At 45.3% G+C, this 15279-nt stretch carries 18 protein-coding genes; 3 read left to right on the plus strand and 15 right to left on the minus strand.

Features of this window, described 5'->3' with window-relative positions; all coding sequences use genetic code 11:
• Positions 1 to 259: 259 nt before the first annotated feature.
• Together AC506A_RS05950 and AC506A_RS05955 are read right to left on the minus strand one after the other, a co-directional pair.
• Positions 260 to 1492: a CapA family protein gene (locus tag AC506A_RS05950; protein WP_495460049.1), complete on the minus strand. Its 1233-nt coding sequence runs from the start codon at positions 1490 to 1492 to the stop codon at positions 260 to 262.
• Positions 1489 to 2259 carry a M15 family metallopeptidase gene (locus tag AC506A_RS05955; RefSeq protein ID WP_495460050.1) on the minus strand — a complete coding sequence of 257 codons (771 nt, stop codon included), beginning with the start codon at positions 2257 to 2259 and terminating at the stop codon, positions 1489 to 1491. Before AC506A_RS05955 ends, AC506A_RS05950 begins: the two co-directional genes overlap by 4 nt.
• Before the next feature lie 294 nt (positions 2260 to 2553).
• On the opposite strand from AC506A_RS05955, the gene AC506A_RS05960 reads away from it, so the two are divergent.
• Positions 2554 to 2886, plus strand: a complete 333-nt coding sequence (locus tag AC506A_RS05960; protein ID WP_495460051.1) for a helix-turn-helix domain-containing protein — start codon at positions 2554 to 2556, stop codon at positions 2884 to 2886.
• Between the two features lie 104 nt (positions 2887 to 2990).
• Here AC506A_RS05960 and bshB2 read toward each other — a convergent pair whose 3' ends face one another.
• The 5 genes from bshB2 to AC506A_RS05985 all read right to left on the minus strand — a co-directional run bounded on the left by bshB2 (position 2991) and on the right by AC506A_RS05985 (position 6263).
• The gene (gene bshB2 / locus AC506A_RS05965) at positions 2991 to 3650 is read right to left on the minus strand and encodes a bacillithiol biosynthesis deacetylase BshB2 (RefSeq protein WP_495460052.1); all 660 of its coding nucleotides are present in this window, start codon (positions 3648 to 3650) and stop codon (positions 2991 to 2993) included.
• Positions 3651 to 3673: 23 nt separating this feature from the next.
• Complete coding sequence (locus AC506A_RS05970; protein ID WP_495460053.1) at positions 3674 to 4018, minus strand: YojF family protein; 345 nt, start codon at positions 4016 to 4018, stop codon at positions 3674 to 3676.
• Between the two features lie 503 nt (positions 4019 to 4521).
• Positions 4522 to 5520 carry a mannonate dehydratase gene (locus tag AC506A_RS05975; RefSeq protein ID WP_495460054.1) on the minus strand — a complete coding sequence of 333 codons (999 nt, stop codon included), beginning with the start codon at positions 5518 to 5520 and terminating at the stop codon, positions 4522 to 4524.
• 63 nt (positions 5521 to 5583) lie between these two features.
• Positions 5584 to 5898, minus strand: a complete 315-nt coding sequence (locus tag AC506A_RS05980; protein ID WP_495460055.1) for a hypothetical protein — start codon at positions 5896 to 5898, stop codon at positions 5584 to 5586.
• Entirely contained in the window at positions 5895 to 6263 is a 369-nt protein-coding gene (locus AC506A_RS05985; protein WP_495460056.1) for a DUF6864 domain-containing function, read from the minus strand. Before AC506A_RS05985 ends, AC506A_RS05980 begins: the two co-directional genes overlap by 4 nt.
• 298 nt (positions 6264 to 6561) lie before the next feature.
• Here AC506A_RS05985 and AC506A_RS05990 point away from each other — a divergent pair, with 298 nt between their 5' ends.
• Entirely contained in the window at positions 6562 to 7491 is a 930-nt protein-coding gene (locus AC506A_RS05990) for an ABC transporter ATP-binding protein (RefSeq protein ID WP_495460057.1), read from the plus strand.
• Positions 7484 to 8428, plus strand: coding sequence for an ABC transporter permease (locus AC506A_RS05995; protein WP_495460058.1), 945 nt, complete (start codon positions 7484 to 7486; stop codon positions 8426 to 8428). The genes AC506A_RS05990 and AC506A_RS05995 overlap by 8 nt, the downstream gene beginning before the upstream one ends.
• A 26-nt stretch (positions 8429 to 8454) precedes the next feature.
• Here AC506A_RS05995 and AC506A_RS06000 read toward each other — a convergent pair whose 3' ends face one another.
• The 8 genes from AC506A_RS06000 to AC506A_RS06035 form a co-directional block, all read right to left on the minus strand.
• Positions 8455 to 9339: a hypothetical protein gene (locus tag AC506A_RS06000; RefSeq protein ID WP_495460059.1), complete on the minus strand. Its 885-nt coding sequence runs from the start codon at positions 9337 to 9339 to the stop codon at positions 8455 to 8457.
• A 506-nt stretch (positions 9340 to 9845) separates the two neighbouring features.
• A complete protein-coding gene (gene arsC, locus AC506A_RS06005; protein ID WP_495460060.1) occupies positions 9846 to 10274 on the minus strand; it encodes an arsenate reductase (thioredoxin) in 429 nt (142 codons plus the stop codon).
• On the minus strand, positions 10274 to 11722 hold the full coding sequence (locus tag AC506A_RS06010; RefSeq protein WP_495460061.1) for an arsenic transporter: 1449 nt from the start codon (positions 11720 to 11722) through the stop codon (positions 10274 to 10276). The genes arsC and AC506A_RS06010 overlap by 1 nt, the downstream gene beginning before the upstream one ends.
• A 13-nt stretch (positions 11723 to 11735) precedes the next feature.
• Complete coding sequence (locus AC506A_RS06015; RefSeq protein ID WP_495460062.1) at positions 11736 to 12245, minus strand: ArsI/CadI family heavy metal resistance metalloenzyme; 510 nt, start codon at positions 12243 to 12245, stop codon at positions 11736 to 11738.
• A gap of 54 nt (positions 12246 to 12299) precedes the next feature.
• The gene (locus AC506A_RS06020) at positions 12300 to 12644 is read right to left on the minus strand and encodes an ArsR/SmtB family transcription factor (protein WP_495460063.1); all 345 of its coding nucleotides are present in this window, start codon (positions 12642 to 12644) and stop codon (positions 12300 to 12302) included.
• A gap of 145 nt (positions 12645 to 12789) precedes the next feature.
• Entirely contained in the window at positions 12790 to 13176 is a 387-nt protein-coding gene (locus AC506A_RS06025; protein WP_495460064.1) for a hypothetical protein, read from the minus strand.
• Between the two features lie 169 nt (positions 13177 to 13345).
• Complete coding sequence (locus tag AC506A_RS06030; protein WP_495460065.1) at positions 13346 to 14467, minus strand: acyltransferase family protein; 1122 nt, start codon at positions 14465 to 14467, stop codon at positions 13346 to 13348.
• Positions 14468 to 14481: 14 nt separating this feature from the next.
• Positions 14482 to 15246, minus strand: a complete 765-nt coding sequence (locus AC506A_RS06035; protein ID WP_495460066.1) for a DeoR/GlpR family DNA-binding transcription regulator — start codon at positions 15244 to 15246, stop codon at positions 14482 to 14484.
• Positions 15247 to 15279: the final 33 nt, after the last annotated feature.

A 15279-nucleotide genomic window follows, 5' to 3' on the forward strand; every position in this document is an offset into this window, starting at 1 on the left:
CAAGTTGCTTCCGGCCTACTTCGGTCAGATTAATCAATTATGTAGGTGGATTTAGGGCCCTAGACATGTTTTATTTGCTGAAGATCAATTGATCCCGTCTCGGCCCAATCCATTTAACATAACTGGAAAAAAGCACGTTCAGAGCCTCCCGAATAAAGACCGGCAGCATTGCTGACTTGGAGACAGAAGAAGTCAATCTCATGTACACGCAGCCATTCGTGCTGCCTTTAATTTTTACACATTTCATTAAATATCCCTATCAATCGTCATCTTCGATTCGTTCCGAACTACTTGAACCCTCTTCCATCTGTGCCATCGTCGATTCGTATGAGCGCCGCATTCTCGATTTGTTTTGGGCAGCCCAAATGTCCAGGTTCACATTCGATTCGACAGGAAGAACTTTGTACCTGTAGGTGGAAAGTTCTGTATCCTCTTCCCGGTAAACCCAAGTAGGTACATATTCGACTTGCTCGACCTTAGTCAACCCCGTCCCCTGATTTTTGCTGAAATGGAATTGCAGGATGACGCCATCTTCGGTATATGGGTTATCGAGCGTCTCTGTTCGCTGATTCGAGATGAAGTTTCCCATCGAGTACACGACAAAAGTCCCCTGCTCACGACCTGACTCAATCCACTCGGTTGGCTGGATTACATGAGGATGGCTGCCCAGAATGATGTCAACTCCAGCGGCCGCCATCCATGATGCAAGCTCGCGCTGAACGGATGAAGGCTCTCGTTGATATTCGACACCCCAATGCATAAACGCGATGATCGCATCCGCCTGCTGAGACTGGGCGTAAGCGATATCTTGCTTGATCTTGTCTTTATTAACCACATTAATCATTGAATCAAGTTCTTCGAGTGAAAGACTCGACCCCAGGCCATTCGTGCTCTCTGTGTAAGAAAGGAACGCAAGTTTGATGCCTTTCACGTTCTTCATGAGTACTCTTGTCTCGGGTTTATTCGCATAAGTGCCGATCGTATCGAGACCGCGTTTCTGTATTTGTTCAAGCGTCCGGATGATCCCATTCCGCCCTGTATCAAGGCTATGGTTGTTGGCGGTGGAAAGGAGATCAAAGCCGGCATACTTCAAGGCATCGATCGTCTCGTCGGGCGAATTGAACCTTGGGTATCCCATGTAAGCATAATCGTCCGTCCCCCCCGTCGTCGTCTCGAAGTTGGCGACCGCGAGATCGGCTGCTTGGAGAATCGGTCTCACGTCTTCGAAAACGGGCTTGAAGTTATATGAGCTTGATGCCTCGTCATAACCGCTCTTCAGCTGGGTATCGTGGAACATAATGTCGCCGACGGCAGCGAGTGTAATCGTAGTGTCTGGGTCGTGTGGATTTTCCGAACCGATCGACTTTGCCGGCGAGGATTCAACAGGTGACGGACTCACGTTTGGTGACGTGCAGCCTGCGCAAGCAGAAAACACAGCCATAATGAGGACAGCGGTAAGACTTCTCTTGCAATTTCGAAGTTGTTTAATCATCGGCTGCCATCCTCGTCTGATTCAAGATAAGCTTCATAGGTCAAGCCGCTCTCGAGAACTTTTGTCGCAAGCTTCACGCCAAGGTAACGGATATGCCAGGGTTCATACATATAGCCTGTTATCGCTTCTTGGTCTTTGGGATACCGGATGATGAAGCCGTACTCGTGCGCATGCGCGCTAACCCAGATGCCTTCGTCGGTTTTGCCGAAGTCTTCCGACAAACCGAGAGAGACGCTCTCGCTCGTGATATCCATCGCAAGGCCAGTCTGATGCTCACTCTGTCCAGCCTTAGCACTGAATCGGTTTGCCTCATCTTCGCCGTGTTTGGCGGAGTAGCCGGCATAAAGCGCTTCTTGCGTCCGGTAAGAGCGGTAGCCGGATCGGGCATAGAGCTTGATACCCGCCTCTGTTGCTGCGGCAAACATGGATGCAAGCGCTTCGGCCGACTCCTCGCGAAGCTGGTTCACTTCGGGGTTATCGAGGACGGTTGGCACTGAAATCTTAACCAAATCGTCCGGAGCATTGGTGGCGGACAGCGCATACCGTTTGTTCACGAGGACGGAAACGGAATCATCTTCAGAGACCGAGTCCGCATGAATTACTTCAACTTCGCCAATTAAGGCTCCAGCGACTTCCTTTGAATCGGCGCTTGAAACCAACGGGCTTACTTTTGGCGCATTGGCAGCGAGAATATGTGAGCAGCCTGTCAACGCCAATGATAGTGTCGTGAGGACGGCCAAGTGATGATGCCAATAAGTTCTAGACAATGATGAGGCTCCTTTTATTTCAAAGTTGATATTCATGATGCTTTCATTGGCTTATTGTAATCGTAACGTGTAAAGAAGAAATCGAACCGATATAAAGATGAGATGAAGATCTATGTACAGCACAAAAAAACATGTCAAGAAGGCGAAGTCACCTTCATAACATGCGATTAAGAAGCCTACTCGTAAGAGAAATAAAACTATATTTCAGCTTAATCTTATCTTATCTTCATCTTTATATGTACTCATTATATTGGACGGAGAAGTAAGTGAGCACATTTAAAAGGGGCTTGGGATGTGACGAAAAATACAAAAGTTATTTATTTTATTGTACTAATAGGTTCTTTGTTTATGTTTACGTCTTATGTTTCGAAGGATACAGTACACGAAGAACAAGGTATGGTGGGGTTAAAAGAAGCGGCTCGATATTTGAATATGGATAGCAATGCGCTTAAACAAATGATTGAGGATGATAAGTTAGTTAAAGATGAGTTAATCGGTCTACCTTCGTATAACGAACTGTATTTCATTCCTTCGTTCCGTTATGAAGGTAAGTATTATTTCAGTAAAAAAGAATTGGATAAGTGGATTGAATTTAATATGCATCATAGCTTCCCGCTAATTCCGTAATAAATAACTTTTGGCCGTATGATACATTTGCCATGCTAGTAAACTAAACTGCCCGTTCAAAGAAACAAGGAGCAGTTGCCCCCGGAAATCTGCTTAATATGGCTTTATGAGAATCGATACGTCCAGAATCGTTCCGTTCCGAAGCGCGCCTGGATTTCCGCATCAGATAATTTCTTGTTGCCTAACAATTCGGCGGCTTGGAACTGGGACTTATGTGCTTGAATAGACGCCATCTTCTGTTTCAGGAAACCCTTAACGTCATTAATGATATCAGGCTTACCGATTTCTTGTTCGTGATTGTTGGCGAATGCCAAGCAATGCACAGTCGGCCTACGGTCGGCAGGCATTCTGCCAATCGTTCGGATTACCGCCGCCCCGCATGCGTTGTGATCGGGATGAACGCTCAGTGTCGGGTGGAAAGTAATGACCAATGAAGGATTCAGCTCTTTCATGAGCGCTTCAATGCTTCCGTCTAACTTCGCTGTATCCTCGAATTCGATCATTTTATCGTGAAAACCAAGCATTCTGATATCTTGGATGCCAATGGCACGACAAGAAGCTTCCAGTTCTAGCTTGCGTATGTCGGGTAAAGTGACCCGGTTGGCGAAAGGTGGTATTCCCATGTTGCGGCCCATTTCTCCTAAAGTCAAACAAGCGTAAGTGACTTTCGATGCTCCTTGCTCGAGATGCATGGCAAGCGTTCCTGACACGCTGAATGCTTCGTCGTCCGGATGCGGAAGCACAACTAGGATGTTTTGTTCCATATTTGTTTAAATCTCCCTTTACCTTAGAATGGTACCCGGCTCAATTGCAACGCCACGACGAGTTTTCCCGCAGTATCGTGACCCGCAAGGATGAGCCTTTCGGAATCCGTCTCTTCATAGTGGGTAAGCCCCTCGGAATAAACCCAACCTTGCTCCGTTTTCAAGCCGACGCGATAAGGGCCGTCCCCGGAAATCGAGCCGTGGGAATAACGAATAACGGCGTTTGAAATAAAGGTTGCCGCCGGATGTTTCGTACGATCCAGATGCGCGGCGTAAGCTCCCGTTGTCATCTCGAGATGGATATATAAATCCCTATCGATAAGGATATCTATAAATTGCTGAACTTTCGTTTTGTCGATGAGCTGCATTTCTTTCCTCCAAACGCCTATGGCATTTCCCTTTTTAATCTATTGTTGCTAATCCCTTTAATTATTATTTTATCAAAAACGATTCTTATTGTAGTGACTTATCCGCTAAAGCATCCGGTACTGAGAATTTATTACCTTTTGCATGCGAATTTCACTATCGTACTCCCTCCAACCAAGTTTTTCATTAACCCTTGCCATAGAGCAATTAGTTGTTCTGTTTGAAGGATAAATAATTCCGATTTCATTCATCTTGGCAAATGTGATTCCCTTTACCTTGAGAATGCGTTATTTGGATCCATGTTTCCCATCATAGCGTGTATCATAAATGTTTTCATCGTATCCCCCTATCATGCGCTGCTTTATCTTTGAGGTATTCGAGAAGTTCATTCAACTATCCTCCGTCTTCAATAAATCATAACATCAGCTTTGCCTGGCTAAAATGAAAAAAGCCGCAATTAGCGGCTTCTCAAGCATCTATGTTTTTGTCACCCAATCATTGAAACTTAATGTTCCAGAAGCTCTAACGCATTCAACAGACCTTGCATATACCCCACGGCATGCGCACGCGCGCGATGGCCCCATGCAGAATCATTAATAACGCTGGGCACGTGATCGTCCATTAAGAAACCAGTAAATCCCGATCGCTTCAGTTCCCGCAATACTTCTGCAGGATGATAGTTTCCTTCTCCTAGGAAGCACTCTTGAAACTTCGGCATCGTGCCCTGAACATCTCGAAAATGTACATAACATATTTTATTTCTCGGCCCGAAATATCGTATCATTTCCATGACATTAGCGGCTCCGTAGACCATCTCCGAACAGCAGCCAAGGCACAGATTCAATCCCCACGCATCGCTATTGGCTAAAGCCTCTGCTTTCTTGAAATTCTCCACTTTATAAAAAATTCTAGCCGTTCCGTCAAGCATTGCAACCGGCGGGTCATCAGGATGCAGCGCAAGCCGCACACCTGATTGTTCAGCTACAGGAATCACCGCTTTTAAGAAATAAGCATAGTTGTCCCACATGACCGCTTCGTCAGGTATTCTCACTTCTCGGTTTGACGCATACTTAACCTGGTTGACGCCGTTCGCCGCAACCTCAAGATCGAAAGCAGTACACAAGGCTCCACCCCGCCCAGGCTCTGAAGATGTCCTCCAAACAAAGTTCGGCATAAAATGGTGACCGAGTATCGGGATCCCAACACTCCCTAAATGACGGATTATGGTGCAATAGTTCTCGATTTGCTCGTCTCTGCCGGGCAATCCGAGCATGATTTTATCGTAGAAGCGAATGGGGACATTTTCAATGGATTCCAAGAACAATCCATTGTCGTCGCAAGTTTTCTTTAAAGCATATAAATCTTCGTAAGCAAAGCAGTATTCTCCGGGTAGATTTGGGGTGTTGAGTTGAACACTCGTAACGCCTAATTGCTTGGCAAAAGTCATTGTTTCATGAGTCAGCTCTTGCATTTGACCTAAGGCTATCCGCATGTTTTGCTTCACACTTCATCACCGTCCGATCCCAATTTTGAATGCTTGATTAACGTGACTGCAGGCGTTGTGTAACTAACCTCCGCTTTCCTTCGATTTCGATCCGATCAAATAACCGATAATCGTCGATTCGACTGGAAGCACCACAAGTGTCCACATTTCCTTCAAGCCGAAGTCGGGCGAACGATATTGGTCGGGGATCAGCGTGTAAACCAGCGCGATGAGAAGAATGCCGAGCGTAATCGTGCCGACAATATACAGGCGCACATTCTCTCCCGAGCCGAAGAATTTGCCGAGGAAGCCAAGCTCCGCTTTGCGCTTATTATTCTCCGCGTCCGCCGCTATGATCTTGCTGGCTACCCGTGGATCCTGAATTTCGATTTTGTTCATGTCGGCCCGACCCCCTCGCCTGAGAAGAACGTGAAGGCCAGTGCCCAGGAAGTCGCATCGTAATTGATGGTCACTTCGTAACGCAAAGATAGTTTGCGGTTATTCAATACGCCGAGTTGGATCATATCTTGATTGCTGATTGGCTTGCCTCGCGGAAAATTGACACAGGCGATGCGGACTTCATTGTAACGGACCAACCGGATATCCGTCATGAAGTCGTCTCGTTCCGATTCATGTTCAATGCAGAACACGAACGTCAGCGGATCGTTCTCTTCCGATAACACAATTTCGATCGGATTCATATCGTAGGCGAGTATTCGGCCGTGATAGACGGCTTCGAACCCGCCGGACGTTATTTTCATCATTATCCCTCCACGACAGTTTGTCATCGTACAAGCTCATTACTACAGTGTACGAGCGGGTGCGAGAGTTCATGTCTATCAATCCATGACACAATAAATGACCATTTAGTCAGAGCTGTGAACACTTAACAACAATAATATATTCATATTTAATAATTATTTATTGTAAATCAATATTAATTGTACTAAAATCAAATCAACAATAATCAGCGAGGTGCTCTTATGAAACTTGATTCGTATTCATGTTGGTTGCCCAGTTCGCCAGTAGAGTTGCTGAAGCGCATCCACAAGGAGAACTCTCATGAGCAATGAACCTATTATCAGCTTGCGTCAAGTGACAAAACGAATCGGCCGTTCCACGATCATTGATAATCTCACGTTCGATGTTCCGCAGGGAGAAATTTTCGGATTTTTGGGGCCTAACGGGGCAGGCAAGACGACCACCATTCGCATGATGGTAGGCTTAATGTCCATTACCGAGGGCGATATCCTCATTAAGGGGAAAAATATTAAAAGCGAGTTCGAGCAAGCGATCCGCCATGTTGGAGCCATCGTAGAAAATCCGGAAATGTACAAGTATTTGAGCGGCTATCACAATCTCGTTCATTATGCGAGGATGGTGCCAGGCGTGACCAAGGAACGCATCGATGAAGTGGTCAGCCTCGTTAAGCTGGACAATCGGATTCGTGAAAAGGTGAAGAAGTATTCTCTTGGTATGCGTCAGCGATTAGGCATAGCGCAAGCGCTGTTGCATCGTCCGTCGCTGCTCATTCTGGACGAGCCGACCAATGGGCTCGATCCGGCTGGCATTCGCGAGCTTCGCGATTATTTGCGCCTCTTGACCCGTACGGAAGGAATTACAGTCATTGTCTCCAGCCATTTATTGTCTGAGATGGAGCTGATGTGCGACCGAGTTGCTATCCTCCAACAGGGCAAGCTGGTTGATGTAAAGCCGATACAAGAGTTTATTCAATCAGAGAACCAGGCGCAAACCTACACCATTGAAGCGAAGCCGGTCGATCGCGCACTTGAAGCAATGAAGGCGATTGAACATGTGAAGGATGTGAAGCCTGTTCCGGAAGGGCTGGAGATTGTGACTGAGAAGGAACGAATACCGGATATCCTGATGGATCTGATGAGTCAAGGTGTCAGAGTCTACGGAGTACAAGTGCAGCGTCAATCCTTGGAGGATCGATTCTTGGAGATGACCGGAGGTGGACAAATTGGGTAGTCTGTTACTGAACGAAAATATGAAGTTGTACCGCCGAACCCGAACATGGATTATGATCGGAGTAATGATCCTTATTCTTGGCTTTGTGAACTTCGCGGCGTGGAATGACTACAGCAATGATCCGAAGAACGGCACTTGGCAGGAACGTGTTGCCGAGGAGAAACAAGCCCAACTGAAAGCTCTGCAGAAGCCGAACCTGAACGAGGAAAATCGAAGCATCATTGAAGAGAGGGTCGCCATCTACGAGTATCAACTTAAACACGATATCCGGCCGGTCGATGGCACGATGTGGACAGGGATAAATATATCGACGAACTTTGTCATTTTGGTTACGCTATTTACCGTTATTGTGGCAGGAGACAGCATGGCAGGCGAGTTCTCCTCCGGCACGATTAAGCTGCTTATGATTCGACCAAACAGCCGACTAAAAATTCTTCTGTCTAAATATGTGTCCATGATTCTATTCGGGATCACGCTCCTGATCATACTGTTTATCGTATCTGTCTTGATCAACGGGATGCTATATGGATTTAGGCATATCGACTTGCCCTTGATAAAGGTAAAGGCTGATGGAACTGTTGCGGAGTGGAACATGGTCGCCAACCTCATGCAAATGTACTTGCTTAAGGGGGTATCGACGATTATGTTTGTTACCATCGCCTTCATGATTTCGGCTGCGTTTCGCAGCAGCGCGATGGCCATAGGTTTCTCTATCTTTTCTATGTTTGCCGGTACAATTGCTACGGAATTTTCCCGACCCTATGCCTGGAGCAAGTACATTTTGTTTGCGAATATCGATCTGACTCCGTATCTATCCGGCTCCCCTTTTCAAGAAGGGATGACCGTTTCTTTTTCCATCGTTGTATTGAGTGTGTACTTCATCGTGTTTAATCTGGTTTCTTGGCTCGTATTCACGAAGAGGGATATTGCTGCGTGACCGGCTTCCTTCCTATTATTGTTTCATCAATCCAACTGCCACTCCAACCGCGCAATTGAAACCGCTCCTTCATGCGGGATCCCTTTGCCCGGCCAGCCGCACGTTGTGATATACCAAGAGTCCGTATCCGCGTCGAACACAACCTCAGAGGCATGTCCAAACAACTTAGCAACGATGAGTGGATTGTCAGGTTCACCGTTGAAATCCCCGAAATCATAAGGGTTCGGGGAACGAAGCACAAGGGTTTGGTTGTAAGTGTCATCACTGCAATTGGTATATGTAATAAACAAATAATAGTAATCATGATATCGCACAACGCACGGAGACTCTGTCGCCCCCCACCCCGGCTTTAATGCTCCAGCACCGGAGGTTGTCAATGCATACTGCACAAATCTCCAGCTGATCAGATCATTAGATACCAATACCGAGATGCAGCCGAAGCCCTCTTCGTCTATTCCGGTGACATACATAGCCCAAGTATAATCGTTAATCTGGATGACCATATGGTCGCGATGGCAAGAGTCAATCGGATTCCCGATCAGCTGAACCTCGTGATTCATCCAATGATCAAGATCCGGTGAGACTGCCATCTTGGTTGGAGCAGGGCCGTAATACATATAATATCGATTCTTATAGGCGATCGCGCCAGGCGCCCATGCCCGGGTTCCATGGTCGATCGTCTTCTTTTCGGAAGTAAAAGGTTGGTCCAACCTGTTGCCCCAACCATGCGTAAAATATCGTTCATGTTCTGGATTGATCTGGGATGTCGGTGCCGTTATTCCAATCACGTGCCACGCACCATGTCGAGCTCGAATCAGGGTATGATCATTCACATAACAACCCGTTTTTTCCGGCTTGAATAAGACTTTCCATTCACTCGCAATGACTGGTTTATATAGCTGCTGCTCCATTCATATCACTCCTACTTTTTTGTGGTCATGTCAAACATAGTTTTTGTAATCAGCCTCTTTAACCATACCACACTTAATCATCATTTTTTCTGAGCCCACCTCTCCTAGCAAGACTCTAGTTTTAGTTTTTTTATTATTTTGGCTCAATCAAATCTCTTACTTCCAGAATAAAATAAAAACATCATAGATTACTAGGAGTTTATAGTATGGGTGTTAGATTTCCGTGCATACAGGTGATTATGAATGCAGTGAATAATAGAGTTCTGAGTTCGGATGAACTTGGACTCGCGCCGGGAGAAACTATCCTCTTTATCCGTAGTGTTACGCGCCCTGTCATCAAAGAAATGAGAATTTTAGAGAATGGCAGAAGACTTCTTATAGTAAAAGTTCAAACTACTTCTCACCCATCCGACTCATATTCCCCCTAAGATAAAAAAAACAGGCTGCCGGCAGCCTGTTTTTTTATCTTAGCTTCATCCGCATCTAAATGTATGTCTAGGTCTCCGTTATTTTCCTTCAACAATAAATTGTTGAATTCGAGCTTGAATAGAATCGCGAACTTCGCGGAACTTCGCTATAATTTCTTCTTCGGTACCCGTTGCTTTTGCAGGATCGTCAAAGCCCCAATGCCATCTTTCTGCTTTATCATTGTTTACTACTGGACAGTTATCGTTTGCGTGACCACATAGCGTAATTATATAATCCGCTTGCTTCAAGATTTCAGGGTCAATAACATCTGAAGTGTGATTCGAAATATCAATGCCGGACTCCTTCATAATTTGAACAGCGCGAGGATTAAGTCCATGGGCTTCCAGGCCAGCGCTCTTCACTTCGTATTTATCGCTGCCAAGTGCTCTTAGGAACCCATCAGCAATCTGGCTTCTACATGAATTCCCCGTGCATAGAAAGTAAACGAGAGGTTTGTTATTGTTCATTATTGCTGGTCTCCCCTATCTTGAATTTGTTTGATACTTACTAATTCATTGTGCTCTTTACGAAACTTTGAACCTAATCCTGCTTTAACGAGCATCAATATAGCGATTAAAATTACTGCAATTACAATGATTAATAACCAGACATTTATGCTTGTGGAATTGATCAAGTAAAGCCACAAATATAATCCCGTCAACGTGATAAATAGCGTCGGAATAGTCAGTATGATGCCCATTTTAAAATAGCTGCCCCACGTAATCTTTACATCTTTACGCGATAACACGTGCAACCACAGGAGGGTAGCCAAGGATCCGATTGGCGTGATTTTTGGACCGAGATCACTCCCGATTACATTGGCATACACCAGAGATTCTCGGATAATTCCTTGCGTGGCCGTTCCCTTAATGGCAAGCGCGTCGATCATGACCGTAGGCATGTTGTTCATGATGGATGACAAAAGCGCAGCCAAAAACCCTGTGCCGATTGTAGATACGAATAATCCCTGGTCTGCAATGGCTTGAATAACATTTCCAAGGGTATCCGTCAGTCCTACGTTTCGAAGACCATACACGACTACATACATTCCAATGGAGAAGATCACGACGGCCCAAGGCGCACCTTTAACTAGCTTCCAGGTATGAATCGCCGGGCTCCGCCGTGCGGCACAAATGAACCATATTGCGACAACTCCTGCAATGACGGAAACAGGAACATGAATAAACTGACTTACAAGGTACGCAATAAGCAGAACGGCTAAGATCACCCATGAAAGGTTAAACAGCTTCTTGTCTTTAATGGCATCAACTGGTTTTTTGAGCTGATTAGGATCGTAATGGCTTGGAATGCTGCTGCGGAAGAATAAGAACAAGACTAAAAGACTTGCCAAAAGTGCAAACATATTCGGGACAATCATGCGGCTTGCATATTCAACAAAACCGATACCAAAGTAATCAGCGGACACGATGTTAACGAGATTGCTGACCACAAGCGGCAATGAAGTCGTATCTGCTATAAACCCGCTGGCCATGATGAATGGCACAATCATTCTCTGATCGAATTTGAGAGCCCTCACCATGGCAAGTACAATTGGTGTCAAAATGAGCGCAGCACCGTCATTAGCAAAGAATGCAGCTACAGCCGCACCAAGAAGGATGACGTATACAAACATCAACTTACCGTTGCCTCTAGCCAAACGTGCCATATGCAGTGCTGCCCATTCAAAGAATCCAATCTCATCTAACAGGAGAGAGATCAGAATAATGGCGACAAATGCAAGCGTCGCATTCCATACTATGCCGGTAACCGTACCGATATCTGCTAAATCAACTACTCCACAAATCAATGCAACAATTGCGCCACCGCTTGCTGACCAGCCGATATTAAGCCCTCTTGGCTGCCAAATGACAAACGTTAATGTGATAATAAAAATCAGAAATGCTACAAATGCCATTAGACCCTCCAGTTTACAAGCAGCAATTATTATTAGTTTCAACCGAACTCGGTTCGGCACAACAAGAATCGACTTTATCAAGAGTCCTTACCGGTTGTTGTGCAGGCTCAGTACAACAACCACTTGGCATGTTGGCGTGCTCCTCTGCAGCTTCGAATTCGCTGTCCTCTTTGGTATAGAATACTTCCCAAGGATTACCTTCCGGATCGGTTATCCAAATTTTGTCTTGAACGGCATAACAACAAGTAGTATTCATCTCATCAATCGAGACGATCCCGGATTCTTGTAGTCGAGTTTTAACAGCAAGTACTTCCGCTGTGTTTTGAACTTGTAAGCCAAAGTGGTTAATGACTCCCTTACTATCATAGGGCCTAACATTAAGCGAGAAGTGCAAGGCTGGGCTATCTAGTTCAAATTTTGCATAGTTTTCTTTCGTTTTTGTGGGATCTGCATTAAATAATTTTTGGTAGAACCCTATAGATTGCTCGAGATTTCTTACATTAATGGCGACATGCATTTTCATTGTAACCTCTCCCTTTTAAATCAATTATTTTTGATTTATAATTCAAAAAAAAATTTAGCAGCAATCCGAATTATTATCCGCCGGTCTAAAAATACAGCATAACTGCTCGGAAAGAAGCGCATTTATTTCGCTCGGATTGAGCTCGTAATAGCTCCACGTACCTCTTGTCTCTTTTGTAATCAGGCCGGCATCCAACAGTATTTTCAGATGATACGATAACTTGGATTGCGGCATCTCCACCACTTCAGTTAAATCGCAGACACAGGTATTGCCGCGCTGGCACAACTCATATAGGATCTGGAGTCTCTTTTGATCAGCCAGTGCTTTAAATTTTTGTTCGTACTTTTCAAACGATAAAGGTGCAGCTGTTCGTTCATTGACTGGGATTGGTTTTTTCATCACGATCACCTTCGCTTATGCATCGATTTACATCAAATTTTCTTGATTAATTTGCTTGAGTAGAATTTACCACACATTCTTCCTCAGATCAACCTTTAAATCAAAAATTGTTGATTTATTAATTGTCCCTAGACACGCTTTATTCTTAATCATATTTAACGACTCCTCGGTAAGCTTCTGGGACATAGGTAATATATTTCATGACGTCTAAAAACAGTGGCCGAATATCACCTTGTTTCGATAGAAGATACTTGAACTCAACGATTGCTGCCGAATCGTTATGCTCCAGAATGAAATAGTCATATTGAGTTTTTGTATCGAGAATCATGATTGTCCTTGTACCATCACCCGAATATTCCGATAGCTGAAGAAGGCTTTGTTTTTTTGATGTTTTCTCAGAGACATTAGTTTCCTTGCTGTTCGCAGCTTGATGTAGATTGTTGCTGTTCGACGCATGGTTCTCATTCTGGCAGGCGCTAATCTGGGAAGCTATCAGAAAACAACAAGCACCTAGGATGATCTGTCTCTTCATTGATTCCCCCACTTTCAATATTTGGTAATGATTAGACTCTAATTAGAGCAAAAGGTTTCAAACATTCGAATAAATTAAAAAGCCCGCGTATTCCGCGGACTTCATTCGGTTTGCATGCCGGCTGCCTATACATCGTATTTATTGAAGTATCCCGTTCGTATTTTGAACCTCAAGCATCTTTTGATATAGGGAAACTTACGTTAGTCCGCTTTGTTTTCTTAGTAATATGGTCTCTTAATTTTAAGAACGGAACTTCATAATATCGATGCATGACGAACGTAAACCCGATCAAAATACTGAAGGCAAAGATTAGCAAATACAAGCTATGACCAACACTCGCTGTCGTATTCTCCCTGCTGAACCAGATGAACAGGTTCCAATGAAACAGGTAATATCCGTAGCTTTGGACGCTGATGAAACCGACGAACGCACGCAATTTCGGAAGCCGTTCCATCCTTGGGACATTCACTTCCACTACCGCAATAAGCAAGGCGATAAATAATGATACCAGGCTAAACAGAATCGTCCGGGCAAACCAGGAATGATCCATCGTTTGCGCCTGAATTCCATTGTAAACATAAAAGCCGCTAAAGCCGACCAATCCGGCAACCGCGAAGAGCAAGGAAACCTTACCTGCTAGGTACTTTCGATAAATCGAGGCATGATAGTATTTGATACCGGATAAAATGACGCCGAACACAAGACTGTCCAGACGCAGCGGAATTTGCTTGCGAATTCCGTAATCCCAAACTGGCTGACTTGCGTGCACTTCCATCATTCGAAGGATGGGAAATACAAGGATCAGCCCAGCGGAAATGCAGAAGAAGGCAGCTGATTTGTTGCGAAATTTCCCGGCCAGAAGCAGCGGAAACGGAATCAGCAGATAGAACCATTCCTCAATCGATAAACTCCATGAAATGGGTAGAAAGGCTAAATGCTGTTCATTGAAGTTCTGCAGAAAAACAAGGTTTGTGAGATCGATGTGGTCCGTAAACAACAGGTACGTTGTGGCTACTGCAAAGAAGTAGAGCGGCAGCGTTCGAAACCAACGTCGAAGATAAAAGATTCTGAGCCCGGAAAAAGCCCCCTTCTCTACGACCTCTTGAAGCAATATCCGCCCGATTAGAAAACCACTTAGCACAAAAAACAATTCAACGCCTAAGTAGCCGGTCACATAATTAATGGGGTTAAAATCATAATACGGCATAAAGAAGAACCCCAGCCCATGGCAGAACAATACAAGCAAAATCGCGGTGCTACGGATCATATCCAGTCCGGCATTGCGTTCCATGACTCCGCACTCCCTTATTCCTTAAGCTGAATAACATCAATCGAACGCCGCCGAAGCTGATTCAAATCTTCGGCAGATGTTGCCGCATCCGTAATGAGACGATCGATCCGGTCCCAGCTCGTTATCGTCATAAATGCTTGCGTATTGAACTTGCTGTAGTCCGCCAATAAATAAACTTGCTCCGCCATTCCGATCATTTTCCGTTTCACACGGGCTTGCAGTTCATTGGATTCCGAAATCCCGCGTTCCATATGCGCCCCTTTGCAGGAAATGAACGCTTTATCGACATAATACTCTTCCAACGATTGCTCAGCTAAAGGTCCGACGAATGAGAGTGAATTCGGCACTAGCATCCCGCCGGTACTGATCACAACCACATTTTTCTTTTCGCTAAGGACATAGGCTACCTTCAACGAATTCGTCAAGACCGTGAGCGGAATGTCGGGCAATTGCGCAGCGAGGTGCCAAGCCGTTGTACTGGCATCCAGCACAATCCGGTCATTGGACTCGACAAACTTTGCAGCTTCCATCGCGATATGTTGTTTCTCCGCAACATGAACCGCTTCTCGAAGCAAGTACGGTGTTTCATGCGTCTGTGGGCCGATGCGCATTGCACCGCCATAGCTGCGCTGCAGTCTCCCTGCCCCTTCCAGGCGATCCAAGTCGCGGCGAATCGTTTCCTCTGTTACTTTGCACAATTGGCTGAGCTCGGCAACACGAACGCTTCCTTTCTCGTTCACGATCCGAAGGATGTGTTGATGCCTTTCCGCGACAATCATAACTGTCCCCCCTTACCAGGCTGCATCAACCGT

The sequence above is a fragment of the Paenibacillus sp. N22P23 genome, from assembly GCF_059383735.1.